Below are 15,985 nucleotides of genomic sequence, written 5' to 3'. Positions count from 1 at the left end.
CGTCCCAGCCGCTAACTACCGATGGCACGGATCATCAAAGTTCCAGGGAGGATCTGTGAGCGTTGCGGGCCCCATCCACCCCAAATAATATCGCGGCCTGCTGGCCATGGCGGTTCGAAGAGCTCATCGATGGTAAAACCGGCGTCAATCAGTGAGTTAATGTGATCGGAGAGGGTGTGGTGGAATTCGGCGTAGTCCAGGGTTGAGTTGTGACGTTCAATATAGGGTGTGCGGTCAAAATATGATCGGATGGCGGTTAATCCACCTATAGTTGGATCATCAGGGAACATCCACCGCGTAGGGTGTAGTGCCGAATACGCCCAGATTCCACCGCTTCGCAATACTCGGTAGACCTCAGTGTGGACATCGGCTAAATTCGGAACAAAGGGCAGTACGCCGAAACTGGTAAAGACGACATCGAAGCTATCGTCTGGGAACGGTAATTGACGAGCATCTGCTTGGATGAGGGGAAAGTCTATATCGTAATTGTGGTTAAGTTCTGTGGCGTATGTGAGCATACCTGGGGCAAGATCTGTTGCAACGACGTCGTAGCCGCGGGCGGCAAGGTAGCGTGAGCATTGTGCGGCTCCAGCCCCGATTTCGAGGATTCGTTTGTCACTGAGCTCACCTAGGAATCCAATATCGGCTTCTCGCACACCTTCCGGACCCCAGATGAAGTCGTTATCGCCGAGTATTTCGCCGTGTTCGGTAAGATAACTACCAGCGTTGTCCGACCACCACTTTTCGTTCGCTTGGATAGGATTGTCGGTTGGAGAGAGTGCGTGATGACCGTATTGCATATGTGTTTCTTCCTCGATGTGGTGAAGCTGGCACCGTAGTTGTGTTCTTTAGTTGGCGTTTGGCGGTAAAACGACGTAAACTAGACGCTTGGTACAACTTTATGCTCTGACATTGAGTTGAACCACTTGTCCATATACGTAACTATTATAAATTCGGAGTCACCAACTCTATGACCACGAACAACACTACTACCGAGGTTGCCATTAACGATATTGGTACCGAGGAAGAGCTTATTGCTGCCGTTGACGAAACCATCAAGTACTTTAACGATGGCGACATCGTCGAAGGCACCGTAGTTAAAGTTGATCGGGACGAAGTCCTGCTCGATATCGGCTACAAGACCGAAGGCGTTATTCCTTCCAAAGAACTGTCCATCAAGCACGATGTCGATCCAGATGACGTCGTCGAAGTTGGTGACAAGATCGAAGCCCTCGTCATCCAGAAGGAAGACAAAGAGGGTCGTTTAATTCTTTCCAAGAAGCGTGCACAGTACGAGCGCGCTTGGGCAAAGATCGAAGAAGTCAAGGAAGCAGACGGCGTCGTTACCGGTACCGTCATCGAAGTTGTCAAGGGTGGCCTCATCCTCGACATCGGCTTGCGCGGCTTCCTTCCTGCATCTCTCGTTGAGATGCGCCGCGTGCGCGACCTCCAGCCATACATTGGCAAGGAAATCGAAGCTAAGATCATCGAACTCGATAAGAATCGCAACAACGTTGTTCTTTCTCGTCGTTCTTGGCTCGAGCAGACTCAGTCTGAAGTACGCTCCACCTTCCTTAACACCCTTCAAAAGGGTCAGGTACGTGAAGGCGTCATTTCCTCCATCGTTAACTTCGGTGCATTCGTTGATCTTGGCGGCGTAGACGGTCTCGTTCACGTTTCTGAGCTTTCTTGGAAGCACATCGATCACCCATCTGAGGTTGTCGAAGTCGGTACTCCAGTAACCGTTGAAGTTCTCGAAGTCGATATGGATCGCGAGCGTGTTTCGCTCTCGCTCAAGGCTACCCAGGAAGATCCTTGGCAGACCTTCGCACGTACCCACGCTATTAGCCAGGTCGTGCCAGGTAAGGTCACCAAGCTTGTTCCATTCGGTGCATTCGTTCGCGTTGAGGACGGCATCGAAGGCCTCGTTCACATTTCTGAACTCGCACAGCGTCACGTTGATCTGCCAGAGCAGGTTGTCAAGGTAGGCGACGATGCTTTCGTCAAGGTGATTGATATTGATCTTGATCGCCGTCGCATCTCGCTCTCGCTCAAGCAGGCTAACGAAGGTGTGGATCCTAACTCGGAAGACTTCGATCCATCACTTTACGGCATGTCCGCTGAATACGACGAAGAGGGCAACTACAAGTACCCAGAAGGCTTCGATCCTGAGACCAACGAATGGCTCGAAGGTTACGAAGAGAACCAGGCTGCTTGGGAAGCAGAGTATGCTGCTGCTGAAGCTCGCTGGCAAGCACACAAGGCTCAGGTTGCTGCCGCAGCCGAAGCTGATGCTGCTGCCGCTGCTGCCGCTCCAGCTGCTACTTCCGAAACCGAGGAAGCTGCTCCAGCTAACTACTCATCGGCTGATGCTGATGTTGCTGGCACGCTCGCTTCTGACGAGGCTCTTGCTGCTTTGCGCGACAAGCTCACCAATAACTGAGCATAGTGAGTTAGCTAAACTCACGAATTAGTTAATCTAAAGGCTGTGGCCCGAACATTTACGTTCGGGCCACAGCCTTATTTTAATCTTCTGCTCCTTAGCAATACGTCGGTTGGTAGCATTGTCTCCGGTGCGAGTCATGTGCATGCCGTAACTGGCCGCGTTGAAGATAGATAACTGAACGCAGATACGCTACCCTAAATAGGTAACGAATTATTTGCGTTATTGAAAGGGGAGTGCGTTCGTTGGCGAACGTGCGCTAATATGCTCAAGCTTGCAGTAACCGGTGGTATAGCGTCAGGAAAGTCCACATTGACGCATGTCTTTGCTACCCGTGGGGCAATGATCATCGATGCCGATCAGGTCGCTCGCGACGTAGTTGCTCCCGGAACTAAAGCACTAGAACAGATAGGGCGAACCTTCGGTCCGCGAGTATTACGCGCCGATGGCCAACTTGATCGTGGCGCCCTTGCCTCCTTCGTCTTTTCGAATTCAGCCGCTCGCCAACAACTCGAATCAATTATCCATCCGTATATTGCCCGCGAAGTATCCGCACAACTACGTACCGCTCATCCGAGCCAAATCGTCGTCTACGACGTTCCACTGTTGGTCGGCAGCGCAAATCAGTTTTCGTTTATGGCAACCATGACTATTCATGCTCCTGACCACACTCGTATCGCTCGAATGGTTGACAACCGGGGGATGAGTTCAGCGCAGGCAAAAAGTCGAATACATTCTCAACCCGGAGATATGGCTCGTACAGCTATATCTGACATCATCGTCAACAATACCTCCAGCGAACACGACTTCATTGCTACTGCCGAACGGCTCTGGGACAATTGGGTTATTCCCTATGATTGGGCCCTCAGTCAAGAACGCGTTAGTGACCCAACTCCCGCGATGGACAATGTTCAGTTCCGAACTGATGTACATCTCCAAGCAACTAGATTGCGTAACGTAGGATGCGACGTCGTCGAAATTCAAGGAACACATTTGATCCTGAAAGCTAATCCCGGTGCAGCAACACTCTTGGACGCAGGCTGGATCCTCACCGGTTCTCGCCAAGCGACGACGGCAAACCCTGCTGAACATTACACATTAAGCTGGTAACACCGCGCTACCAGTAAAGCTGGTAGCAATAGTAGTCGAATATGACATACAAGCCCTGAATGATGTATAACTCTCGGTGTGCAGAAGTCCTGATTGTGGTGGGGAGGGGAGAGTATCTGTGAAGATACCCAAGAGTTCCGTTGCTCGTCCTTTTCGTGGATACTTGATTGCTAAATGCCTGATCGCATCGGTTGTGGCATGGCCTTTGATGACGTTGATTCTTCAGGCGAAGGGTCTTTCTTATCTGGAGATCGGGCTTCTTAATTCGTTTGGGGCTGTTGTATCTCTTTTATTTGAAGTACCTATGGGACGTCTAGCCGATAGATTTGGGCAAAAGTATGCGTTAGCTTTCGGATCCCTATTGATCGCGCTTGGTGTCAGCGTTCTTGCCTTATTCGACGCGTTACCAGCAGTTTATCTTTCTGAACTCAGCATCGGCGCTGGCCTTGCGCTTTCTTCTGGTGCTGACAGTGCGTGGCTTTTCCAAGAGCACAAGCGATTGGGAATGGAAGATGACTATTTGAAGAGCCGGTCAGCCGTCGGATCGGTGACCTTGTTGTTTTCCATGACTTCAAGTGTGGTTGGACCGATACTGTTCTCGTGGCGCACCAGCCTACCGTTGTGGATGAGTGTGGCTTGCTATATCGCAGCTGCTGGCGTGTTTTTACGTCTGCGTTTGCATGACCAGTTATCTTCGGAATCTTCTAAAGCCGATCAATCCAGTCACGGAGCACATAAACCGGGCACAGTATTTCGCCGTGTCACGGGGGTAATAAGATATCATAGCCTCTTTGTTTCGCTTGCGCTCGCTTCGACGATAGTCATGATTGCGGTTTCAAATTTCTCGACGTATCTTGGGCCGTTCTTGGAGGAACAGGGTCTTGAAGTTCGAAACTTGGGAATCGTATTAGGGGTCGGGAAGGTCGTCCAGTGGCTTGCTGTTCGAAATACTTATCGACTCAAGCGTTCAACGGACCACGAGCGATTGCGTGTTCTCACTGTTGTTGGTTTAGCGATTCTTTTGTTGGTCGCAGTGAGTGTGACCACACCTTCGACTCCTTGGGTAGGTGCGGGGTCGTTTGTTTTGTTGTCTGGGTCGGCATCGGTTTTCTTTATCCTCATTGATGAACAAATAAATCTGGTGATTTCTGACAAGTATCGGACAACAATGCTGTCCATCGTGGCTATGTTCGACGAGGCCGCGACGATCGCGGTAGATCCGTTGATAGGAGCTGTGCTAGACTCCCTGGGTTTCTCTCGAACCTATCTCCTGCTTTCAGCTCTACTGTCGGTTACTTTCTGTCTAGTTGTCGCCCTTGCCACGTATTCCACCCGTAACCTCTCTGATCGGAATGATCCGGCAGGGCACTAAAAGGTGTTCAAACGGAATCACCTATTAATAAGTATTCAAACCTAGTCGACTACAATTTCTTGGAGCCGGCAGTAAGCAGGTAACATCTCGTTACCGGTAAAGCTAGGAGCGATAGCGCTCGAATCTTGTCGGAGCTAACCGGTAGGCTTGAGGTATGCGTCCTGTTACTGATATCGTGCGCCAAGAAGCACCATTTGAAGTTATCTCTGAATACACTCCGTCCGGCGATCAGCCCACCGCAATTGCGGAACTCGCTGAGCGGATTAACGCCGGGGAAAAAGATATCGTTTTGTTGGGCGCAACCGGAACTGGAAAATCGGCAACCACTGCGTGGTTGATTGAACAAATCCAGCGGCCAACACTCATCATTGAGCCAAATAAAACTCTCGCTGCCCAGATGGCTGCCGAATTCCGGGAATTGTTACCCAATAACGCCGTTGAGTATTTCGTATCCTATTACGATTATTACCAGCCAGAAGCCTATGTGCCGCAAACTGATACGTTTATTGAAAAAGATTCCTCCATTAACGACGAAGTTGAGCGGCTACGTCACTCGGCCACCAATTCGTTGATTACGCGGCGCGATACCGTCGTGGTGGCTTCTGTTTCGTGTATCTATGGTTTGGGAACGCCGCAAGAATACGTTGATCGTATGGTGGATGTCCATGTTGGGCAAGAACTCGACCGCGACGCGTTACTTAAACAGTTCGTGACGATGCAATATACACGCAACGATATGGCCTTCACCCGTGGTACATTCCGGGTACGCGGCGATACTGTGGAGATCATTCCAGTTTATGAAGAACTCGCAATCCGGATCGAATTTTTCGGCGATGAGATTGATTCCATCGCGTTACTCCATCCGCTAACCGGCAATGTGGTACGCGAAACCGACCATGCTTATATTTTCCCTGCTTCTCACTATGTCGCCGGTGAAGAACGCATGAAGCGCGCAATAGCTTCCATCGAAGAAGAACTAGGGGAGCGGCTTACTGAGCTGCGTGATCAAGATAAGCTGCTCGAAGCCCAACGCCTTGAAATGCGCACCACCTACGATTTAGAGATGATGCGCAATATCGGCACGTGCTCGGGTATCGAGAATTACTCGAGGCATATTGATGGTCGTGGCCCAGGCACACCTCCGAATACCTTGCTTGACTATTTCCCGGAAGATTTTGTGTTGATTATTGACGAATCGCACGTGACGGTACCGCAAATTGGTGCTATGTACGAAGGAGATATGTCCCGCAAGCGCACCCTTGTTGATTTCGGATTCCGCTTGCCCTCCGCAATGGATAACCGGCCACTGAAATTCGCAGAGTTCTTGGAACGAATCGGTCAGACTGTTTATCTCTCAGCAACACCGGCTAAATATGAGATGGAACTTTCTGATGGATACGTTGAACAAATCATTCGCCCAACTGGTCTGATTGATCCTGAAGTTATCGTCAAACCAACGAAAGGTCAGATTGACGATCTTCTTGAACAAGTGCGAGCCAGGGTTGAACGTGATGAACGCGTCTTGGTGACTACGCTGACGAAGAAAATGGCCGAAGATCTCACTGATTATCTTGCCGAACGCGGGGTCAAAGTTGAGTATTTGCACTCCGACGTCGATACACTGCGGCGCGTAGAACTCTTACGTGAACTTCGGTTAGGGAAATTCGATGTGCTCGTTGGGATTAATCTGCTGCGGGAAGGTCTGGATTTGCCTGAAGTATCTCTCGTAGCTATTCTCGACGCCGATAAGCAGGGATTCTTGCGGTCAACAACGTCTCTTATCCAAACGATTGGCCGGGCAGCGCGAAATGTGTCTGGGCAAGTACATATGTATGCCGATTCGATAACTCCTAATATGAAGGAAGCCATTGAGGAGACCAACCGGCGTCGTGAAAAGCAGATAGCTTACAATGCTGAACACGGTATCGATCCCCAGCCGTTACGGAAAAAGATTGCAGACGTTACTGATATGCTCGCTCGCGAAGATCTTGAAACAGGTGAATTGCTTGAGGGTGGTTATCGGAAGGAGACGTCTGTCGCGCAGCGCTTACCTGCAGATGGGGCAGAAATCGAACAGCTGTTGGTTGAATTGCGTGAACAAATGCATGTTGCAGCCCAACACTTACAGTTCGAGCTTGCAGCGCGCCTGCGCGATGAAATTAATGATGTCAAACGTGAATTACGTGCAATTCGGCAAGCTCAGTGAATGACCGGAGTTTTCACTGAGCGAGAGATCATAGATTGGGATTTTCGCAGTGGAGCACAAGTGACGTAAGCTAGGAGAAGCGAAGGGGAGTATTCCCATGAAATATCGGTTCGTCATCGCGGCTTCTAGCCCGGGCCGAGGCCACTACTCGATCAGAGATGGCGGGAAGAGACCTTCGGTCTAACACTGTACCGAAAGGCTAACTTTGCTTAATACTCTCATTCATACTGTTGCCAACTATTCTCCTGACGAATCAATGGTCGTTGAGATGTGGGAATGGATTGTACTTTCACTTTTGGTCATTTCACTCATCTTGTTTGATTTGTTTGGCCATGTCCGCAAAGCGCATGAACCCACGATTGGCGAAGCTGCCCGATGGACGGCAGTATATGTATCTCTAGCGGCAGTGTTTGGCGTAGCAACCTACATTCGCCATGGTGCTCGATTTGCGACTGAGTTCTTTGCCGGGTATATCACTGAGTATTCGTTATCGTTAGACAATATCTTCGTCTTTATCATTATTATTGCGGCATTTAAGGTACCGCGGAGATTCCAGCAAAAGGTGCTCATGTGGGGCATTATTATTGCGTTGGTCTTCCGGTTCATCTTCATTATGATTGGCGCCGCGCTTGTTGAAAAGTTTGTCTGGATTTTCTTCGCTTTTGGTGTGTGGATGGTTTACACCGCAGTCAAGCAGGTGCTTGATGGTCTCAAAGAAGCTCGCGATCGAGCTTCTGGCATTGTTGAAGAAATAGATTATCAACCAACAGCTGCGACAAAGTTCATCTCCCGTGTATTTCCAGTGACGTCTGGTTTTGTGGGCGATAAGCTCATCCATCGTGCCTCTGGCAAGACCTACCTGACACCTTTGCTTATCTGTATCATCTCGATTGGCACAATTGACCTTCTCTTTGCTCTAGATTCAATTCCAGCGATCTTTGGTTTGACGAACGAGCCGTTTATCGTCTTTGCCTCCAATGCGTTTGCTTTGCTGGGGCTGCGCCAGCTGTTCTTCCTTGTCGATGGCCTGCTTGATCGCCTTATCTACTTGCACTACGGTCTTGCTGGAATCCTCGGATTCATCGGCTTTAAGTTGTTGCTACACGCCTTCCACGGATACGACATGTTCACCGCTATTCCAGAACCAGGCTCGGGCACATCCGTAGCCATTATTCTCACGATCATCATTATTACTGTGATTGCTTCACTTCTCGGATCGCGCAAGATGCGCAAGCGGTCAAACGAGATTGCGGACCAAGGCCTGCACGATGAGGAAGTTATTGAGTCAGAACAAGACTAATATTCAACCTATGCGATTGGCTGGCTGTTCAAAAAACTGATCGGTTCAAGTGCTCAACGGACCACGAGCAATTGCGTGTTTTCGCTGCGTTAGGTTTAGCGATTCTTTGCGTGGTCGCAAGTATGATCCGCAACGAACACGGTAGATCTGGTGATAGGAGCTTTGATAGACGCCCTTGGTTTGGCTCGAACGTAGCTCCTGCTTTTCGGCTCTACTGTCAGTTACTTTTTGCCTCGTTCTCGCCAATTAATCGCGTTCAGTGGCGGAGGCCAATATACGGGCTATCGCAGCGCACACCACAAGCTGAATTTGATGGAAGATAATCACCGGAATACCAATAGTTCCCACCATATTTGTGGGGAATAAAGCCTTTGCCATCGGCAAGCCAGTAGCCAAAGATTTCTTTGAACCACACATAAGCGCGACTATGCGTTCTTCACGGGGGAGGCGCTGAGCACCAAACCAGGTGATGGCAAGCATTGCACTGAGCAATGCAACCAAGACGGCTACTAAGACCAGCAGAGAAAGCGGGGTGACCACACTCCACGCACCATCGGCTGTTGCCGATAAGGTTGCTGCGAGCACCACGAGAATTATTGCACCGGTATCACTACGTCTAGTGAGGTGGCGACGCGCCCGAATCCAGTCGCCGAACCACGGTTGCAGACATTGCCCGATGATAAATGGCAACAATAGGTTGGTGAGCACGGCTGAAAAACCCCCGGTAGATGCACCAGACATATCCATGAATGCCACAACTAACGCCGGGGTAATAAACATGCCTGCGATATTTGATACCGTGGCTGCCGCGATTGCAGAGGCAATGTCACCGCGGGCAATCGAGACGAATGTTACCGAAGATTGGACGGTGGAGGGAAGGAGTCCTAGGAACAAGATACCTAACGCAAAATCTCGTCCTATGAGCGGTTCGGCAAGCACCGAAAGTCCCCAACTTAACAACGGAAAAATGAGGAATGTCGCTGCGAGAATAAATCCTTGAAGCCGAATGTTGGTCAAACCGCGCAACACTTCACGGGTGGATAAGCGCATGCCGTAGAGCAGGAAAACAAGCGCGACACCGACGTCGGCAGCATGTGAAAGAAAATGGACAGCACCCGCGGAAACCGGAATCAACAAACCCACGAAGAGGGCAGTGATGATTCCGGTTATCAGCGGGTCAAAGCGGGGAAAGTAACGTGAAACTACGCCCATGGCCCGTAAACTACGGTCCATTCGGCTACGTCAACGTCAAGCAATACTCCAGCTTCGTTGAAAGGATCGCGAGTCAATAATTCACGCGCACCTTCGCTAGACTCTGCTTCGACGACGATCAGGGCACGACCACCAGAAAGTGGGCCGGAGGCCTTTAATGCGCCAGTATCGAAAAGTGATTTGAGGAATTGACGGTGGCTGGGACGTACCTGGGAGGTAAGGTCAGCTTGGTTGGGATCGTATGTATAAATAACTGCAAATGTGTTCATGTGTTCTATTCTACGTTGTGCTGATGGAAAACTGGCATGGAAACGTGTCGGAGCTGGACGATATGATCTAAGACGTGCATGAATCAATCCATATCCAAGGTGCAAGAGAACATAATCTACGAAATGTCACGCTCGATATTCCGCGCGAGAAGATGGTGGTATTTACTGGGCTTTCTGGCTCAGGTAAATCCTCGTTAGCTTTCGATACGATCTTTGCCGAAGGGCAACGCCGGTACGTAGAGTCACTATCGTCTTATGCTCGCCAGTTTTTAGGTCAGATGGATAAGCCTGCGGTGGACTTCATCGAAGGCCTGTCACCAGCTGTCTCCATCGATCAAAAATCCACCAACCGTAATCCGCGCTCTACTGTGGGAACGATTACCGAAGTTTATGACTACTTGCGCCTACTTTATGCACGTGCTGGCACGCAATATTGCCCGGTCTGTGGTGCTTTGATCGAGGCGCAATCAGCTGAGCAGATCGTCAATCGCCTTCTAGAAGAAGAAGATAAGACGCGCCTGCACATTCTGGCACCCGTCGTTCGCGGCCGCAAAGGCGAACACCTCGAACTGCTCAGACAACTCCAAACCGATGGCTATTCGCGTGCCCGTATTGACGGCACTGTTTACCGTCTTGACGAAGCACCTGCATTAGCGAAAACCTACAAACACGATATCGACGTCGTCGTAGATCGCCTCGCTATCCGAGAAGGTATCCGTTCTCGGCTCAATGACTCCGTGGAAAACGCGTTGCATCTGTCAAAAGGCGTCGCAGTGATTGAGTACGTAGATCGCGCGGATGACGATCCATTTAAAGAGCGCCGCTTTTCTGAAAGCCGTTCCTGCCCGAATGATCATCCATTGGAACTCGAAGAAATCGAACCGCGAACGTTCTCATTTAACGCACCTTATGGCGCGTGCCCGGAGTGCGACGGCATCGGATTCAAACTCCAAGTTGATCCAGACTTAGTTATTCCAGACGAATCCCTATCGATCGAAGATGGTGCGATTTTGCCGTGGTCTGTCACGGCATCGGCAAGCGCCCGCGATTACTATCAACGCCAACTTGCTAGCCTAGCTGAAGATATGGGCTTTGACTTGAGTACACCATGGAAAAAGCTGCCCAAAGATGTTAAAGAAGCGATTTTGCGCGGGCGTGATTTCAAGGTCAAGATGAAATACCGGAATCGCTGGGGGCGGGAAAAAATCTATTCCTCAGGCTTTGAAGGCGTACTCAACTTTGTCAAACGCAAACATGATGAGACCGAATCAGACTGGTCGAAAGAACGCTACGCCGGTTTCATGCGCGAGGTTGCCTGCCCGGTTTGTCATGGTGCCCGGTTACGTCCGGAAGTTCTAGCTGTGCGTGTAGGAGAGCTCAACATTGCTCAACTCACCGACCTTCCCATCGCAGAAGCTTTGGAATACGTTACCCATATAGACCTTGACGAACGCGCCCGCACGATTGCGCAGCAAGTTTTGCGTGAGATCATCGAGCGCCTGACCTTCCTAGTATCTGTTGGTCTTGACTATCTCACACTCTCGCGCGCAGCTGGCACGCTATCTGGTGGGGAAGCGCAGCGCATCCGCCTTGCAACACAGATCGGCGCCGGTCTTGTCGGAGTGCTCTATGTTCTTGATGAGCCCTCAATCGGGCTCCACCAGCGTGATAACGAAAAATTACTCGAAGCCTTAACTCGGTTGCGCGATTTGGGCAACACCCTGATCGTCGTCGAACACGACGAAGATACGATCCGCCAAGCTGACTGGCTGGTAGATATCGGTCCGGGAGCAGGCGAACACGGCGGCGAAATTGTCTTTTCGGGTAAGCCTGCCGAAATCGTGAATTCACCAGATTCTATTACCGGCCAATATCTCACCGGTCAACGCGCCATCGTCGTGCCTAAACAACGCCGTAAAATTGTCAAGAAGAACCAGATCACCGTAGTGGGTGCTACTGAGAATAATCTCGACAACGTCACTGTCTCATTCCCCATCGGCGTTTTCACCGCTGTTACCGGCGTATCTGGCTCAGGCAAGTCCTCCTTAGTTAATGGAATCTTGTATAAAGTTCTAGCCAATGAACTCAACCGGGCACGTTCGTTGCCAGGCCGGCATAAAAAAGTAACCGGCTTAGACAACCTCGATAAGGTCGTCCACGTCGATCAATCACCCATCGGCCGCTCCCCACGATCTAACCCGGCAACCTACACCGGAATGTGGGATCCGATCCGCAAACTATTTGCTGAAACCCAAGAAGCAAAAGTTCGCGGATATGGACCAGGGCGGTTTTCGTTCAACGTTAAAGGCGGTCGCTGCGAAGCCTGCTCGGGCGATGGCACGATCAAAATCGAGATGAACTTCCTTCCCGATGTCTATGTGCCTTGCGAAGTGTGCCACGGTGCGCGATATAACCGCGAAACTCTCCAAGTACACTACAAAGGAAAGAATGTTGCCCAAGTTCTCGACATGACTATCTCAGAGGCTCGCGAATTCTTTGGCAATGTTCAACGAATTGCGAAATATTTAGAAATGCTCGAACTCGTTGGCTTAGGGTATATCCGTCTCGGACAGCCAGCAACCACACTTTCAGGTGGAGAAGCGCAGCGCGTCAAACTTGCCTCGGAGCTCCATCGGCGATCGACTGGCCGTACCGTCTACGTTCTTGACGAACCAACCACCGGTCTGCACTTTGAAGATGTCCGCAAACTCCTGAGCGTGTTGCAGTCCTTGACTGATAAAGGCAATACCGTGATTGTTATCGAACATAATCTTGACGTGATAAAGTCAGCCGATTGGGTTATCGACCTGGGGCCAGAAGGGGGCAAAGGCGGTGGTCGAGTCGTTGCGCAAGGAACACCAGAAGAGATTGCACGCGTCCAAGAATCCCACACCGGGCGCTTTCTGAAACCGATTCTCACGAGTGCCGGAACCCTCTAGCCATGGCTGATCCGCGCAGTTATCGACCCACCGATATTCCCGCGACCCCCGGAGTCTATCGGTTTATTGACGACGAAGGACGCGTAATTTACGTCGGTAAAGCCTCTTCGTTGCGCAACCGACTCAGTAACTATTTCCAAGACCCGGCGCAGTTGCATCCGCGTACCCGTGCCATGGTCTATACGGCGGTGGATGTTAAGTGGGTTGTGGTCGCCTCCGAGATAGAGGCATTGACGCTTGAATATGCATGGATTAAGGAGTTTGCGCCCCGGTTTAACGTGATGTATCGGGATGATAAATCCTATCCATATCTCGCCATCACGATGAGTGAGAAATATCCGCGGGTTCTCGTCACTCGCAATGCCCACCGGCGAGCAGATAAATATTATGGCCCTTACACCAAAGTATGGGCTGTTCGCGAAGCCCTTGATCTGCTCTTGCGTGTCTTTCCGATGCGCTCATGTACGAAGGGTGTGTTTAATGCAGCCCAGCGTTCTGGTAGGCCGTGCTTGAATGGATATATTGATCGTTGTGCTGCGCCATGCGTCGGGCGCGTAAGTGACGAAGAACATCGCCACATTGCCCGCGAAATGATTGCCTTCCTAGATAGTTCCGGAGAGGAACTTATTAGCGAAAAAACGGAGCAGATGAAGCAGGCAGCTTTAGCTGAGGATTTTGAAAAAGCAGCCCGATTGCGTGATGATATCGCTGCACTTACCACCGTTGCTGAGCGTAACTCAGTAGTTCTCGATTCAGATATAGATGCCGATATTTTCGGGCTCGAATTTGATGAGCTTGAAGCTTCTGTGCAGGTTTTCTATGTGCGGGCAGGGCGGATCCGCGGCCAACGCGGCTGGGTGACCTCGGTTGAAGATCTTGACAAGTCGGCGCTGTTGAACCAACTTATACTACAGGTCTATGGCGAATATGCTCCTATGCCGAAAACTAAAAAACGCAGTCAAGCGCGCTCGGTTGACGACGTCGAACATACCGCTACCGATGCTATTCCACGCGAAATTTGGCTGCCAGCTTTACCCGATGATCACCAGGCGTTACAAACCTGGCTTACTCAATTGCGTGGCGCAGGCGTTAAAATTCGGGTGCCACAACGAGGCACCAAAGCGCAACTTGCCCAGACCGTACACACGAATGCGGTTCATGCGCTCCAACGTCACAAGATTGAACGCGCCGGAGATATCACCGAACGTTCCCAAGCACTCGAAGAGCTACGCGAGGGGCTAGACCTAAAACGAGCTCCATTGCGTATTGAATGTTATGACATCTCCCACACTCAAGGTACGCATCAAGTTGCATCGATGGTTGTTTTCGAAGATGGGTTGGCAAAGAAATCTGACTATCGACATTTCATCGTGCGCGGCCCAGATGGGACCGGCGCCCGGGACGATACAGCTGCTATGGATGAAGTTCTTCGGCGGCGTTTGGCGCGGTTAGAACAAGGCGATGACACAGACGATATCTTCGACGACGAACTTCAACCGGTTTCTTCCCAGCCCACCACGCCACGAAAGTTTGCCTATAAGCCGGACTTGATCGTCGTCGACGGCGGATTGCCGCAAGTTAATGCGGCCCAGCGCGTCGTTGAAGATATGGGCGCAGACGTCACAATTATCGGATTGGCTAAACGCCTCGAAGAGATATGGATTCCAGGGGAGGAGTTCCCGGTTATTCTTTCGCGCTCGTCGCCAGCGTTGCGTTTATTGCAATATGTGCGCGATGAATCGCATCGGTTTGCTATTACGTTCCATCGCAAAAAGCGCTCTAAGGCGATGACTCGTTCAGCGTTGGATGAGATCCCTGGACTGGGACCGGCGAAACAGAAAGCGCTACTGAAGAAGTTTGGTTCACTGGCAAAAATTAGGGTAGCGACGCGCGATGAATTAATGCAAACCCCTGGAATTGGACCAGCACTTGCAGATGTAGTGCTCGCGCAACTAGCTAAAAACACCACATAACTGGCAGGATAGTGATATGGACAACATCAATGATACCGCGAATATTCCGCTTGGAGTCATCTTGGATGATGCGACTGCACAGTTGCCTCCCCCGGAAATACCAGAGATTTTGATTATCACTGGTATGTCAGGTGCTGGCAGATCTAAAGCCGCAGCTACCTTAGAGGATTTGGGGTGGTATGTCGTCGATAATTTACCGCCACGCTTACTTTCGGCTCTTGCTGGTCTTGTTACCCCTACCTCCGGTGTCCGCCGACTGGCTGCTGTTGTTGATGTGCGCTCCCAAGAATTCTTCGAAGAACTCGACGAAGTTATGCAGTCCTTGCGGCAACATTCAGTTGATTACCGTATTCTTTTCCTTGACGCTTCGAATCAAGCTCTTATACAGCGCTATGAGTCGGTGCGCCGCCCCCATCCGTTACAAGGAGATGGGCGGTTGCTAGATGGGCTGAGCCAAGAGCGCACCATCTTAGAACCGTTGCGCCAGCGAGCCGATACCGTTATTGATACCACGGATTTATCGGTCCACGATCTGTCTCGAAAAGTACGCCAACTTGTTGCTTCTACCTCCGATACTGATCCACATTTAACTGTGATGAGTTTTGGGTTTAAGTACGGTTTACCGATGGATGCTGACCACGTTGCCGATGTTCGATTCTTGCCTAATCCATATTGGGTTACTGAGTTACGCAAACTCACCGGCAAGGATGAACCTGTTCGAGATTTTGTGCTTGGGATTGATGGGGCACAGGAGTTCGGTGATAAATATGTAGACCTTATCCATCCGATTCTCCAAGGCTATGCGCGTGAACTAAAACCCTATGTCACGATCGCGATTGGCTGCACCGGAGGTAAGCACCGCTCGGTTGCGATGACTGAATACGTCTCTGAACGTTTGCGTTCTCTTGGACATTCGGTGCGCACCATTCACCGTGATTTAGGTCGTGAATGAGGCCGGTTACGCACTGGATGGATATACCCTCGTTGGCCACCTTACAACATCTTCAGATAGCCTTGCCAAAGACACATATAGTCACAGAGTTATAGCGGAAACATTTCGTGAAGTTATCGGCACTTTGACCAGGTAGCTGTTATCACCTCGTACCACCTTGTAACATCGAGAACAGCTCTTAGACGATAGCGTAAATATCGATATACAGC

11 protein-coding genes are annotated in these 15,985 nt (G+C 50.6%); 8 read left to right on the top strand and 3 right to left on the bottom strand.

Going from position 1 to position 15,985, the window contains the following annotated elements; translation table 11 throughout:
* Window positions 1-11: 11 nt before the first annotated feature.
* Window positions 12-800, bottom strand: a complete 789-nt coding sequence (locus tag NG665_RS04500) for a class I SAM-dependent methyltransferase (protein ID WP_252672476.1) — start codon at window positions 798-800, stop codon at window positions 12-14.
* 170 nt (window positions 801-970) lie between these two features.
* On the opposite strand from NG665_RS04500, the gene rpsA reads away from it, so the two are divergent.
* The 5 genes from rpsA (at window position 971) to NG665_RS04475 (ending at window position 8,431) form a co-directional block, all read left to right on the top strand.
* Window positions 971-2,443, top strand: coding sequence for a 30S ribosomal protein S1 (rpsA, locus tag NG665_RS04495; RefSeq protein WP_252672475.1), 1,473 nt, complete (start codon window positions 971-973; stop codon window positions 2,441-2,443).
* A gap of 264 nt (window positions 2,444-2,707) precedes the next feature.
* The gene (gene coaE, locus NG665_RS04490) at window positions 2,708-3,553 is read left to right on the top strand and encodes a dephospho-CoA kinase (protein ID WP_252672474.1); all 846 of its coding nucleotides are present in this window, start codon (window positions 2,708-2,710) and stop codon (window positions 3,551-3,553) included.
* Window positions 3,554-3,671: 118 nt separating this feature from the next.
* Window positions 3,672-4,925 (top strand): MFS transporter, encoded by a 1,254-nt coding sequence (locus NG665_RS04485; RefSeq protein ID WP_252672473.1) that lies wholly within the window; start codon window positions 3,672-3,674, stop codon window positions 4,923-4,925.
* A gap of 154 nt (window positions 4,926-5,079) precedes the next feature.
* On the top strand, window positions 5,080-7,131 hold the full coding sequence (gene uvrB, locus NG665_RS04480) for an excinuclease ABC subunit UvrB (protein WP_252672472.1): 2,052 nt from the start codon (window positions 5,080-5,082) through the stop codon (window positions 7,129-7,131).
* 256 nt (window positions 7,132-7,387) lie between these two features.
* Entirely contained in the window at window positions 7,388-8,431 is a 1,044-nt protein-coding gene (locus NG665_RS04475; protein ID WP_252674087.1) for a TerC/Alx family metal homeostasis membrane protein, read from the top strand.
* A 246-nt stretch (window positions 8,432-8,677) separates the two neighbouring features.
* Here the strand turns inward: NG665_RS04475 and NG665_RS04470 are convergent, their stop codons facing one another.
* Window positions 8,678-9,643 carry a bile acid:sodium symporter family protein gene (locus NG665_RS04470; protein WP_252672471.1) on the bottom strand — a complete coding sequence of 322 codons (966 nt, stop codon included), beginning with the start codon at window positions 9,641-9,643 and terminating at the stop codon, window positions 8,678-8,680.
* Window positions 9,634-9,912 (bottom strand): YciI family protein, encoded by a 279-nt coding sequence (locus tag NG665_RS04465; protein ID WP_252672470.1) that lies wholly within the window; start codon window positions 9,910-9,912, stop codon window positions 9,634-9,636. The genes NG665_RS04470 and NG665_RS04465 overlap by 10 nt, the downstream gene beginning before the upstream one ends.
* A gap of 74 nt (window positions 9,913-9,986) precedes the next feature.
* On the opposite strand from NG665_RS04465, the gene uvrA reads away from it, so the two are divergent.
* From uvrA to rapZ, 3 genes are read left to right on the top strand one after another with little or no spacing between them, the layout of a single operon-like run.
* Window positions 9,987-12,851 carry an excinuclease ABC subunit UvrA gene (gene uvrA, locus NG665_RS04460; protein ID WP_252672469.1) on the top strand — a complete coding sequence of 955 codons (2,865 nt, stop codon included), beginning with the start codon at window positions 9,987-9,989 and terminating at the stop codon, window positions 12,849-12,851.
* A gap of 2 nt (window positions 12,852-12,853) precedes the next feature.
* Entirely contained in the window at window positions 12,854-14,824 is a 1,971-nt protein-coding gene (gene uvrC / locus NG665_RS04455; protein ID WP_252672468.1) for an excinuclease ABC subunit UvrC, read from the top strand.
* A 16-nt stretch (window positions 14,825-14,840) separates the two neighbouring features.
* A complete protein-coding gene (gene rapZ, locus NG665_RS04450) occupies window positions 14,841-15,776 on the top strand; it encodes an RNase adapter RapZ (RefSeq protein WP_252672467.1) in 936 nt (311 codons plus the stop codon).
* The last annotated feature ends 209 nt before the right edge of the window (window positions 15,777-15,985 follow it).

It is taken from the genome of Arcanobacterium pinnipediorum, assembly GCF_023973165.1.
Lineage (GTDB): Bacteria > Actinomycetota > Actinomycetes > Actinomycetales > Actinomycetaceae > Arcanobacterium > Arcanobacterium pinnipediorum.
The sequence above is the reverse complement of the archived record's forward strand: the minus strand, read 5'-3'. Positions and strand labels throughout refer to the sequence as shown.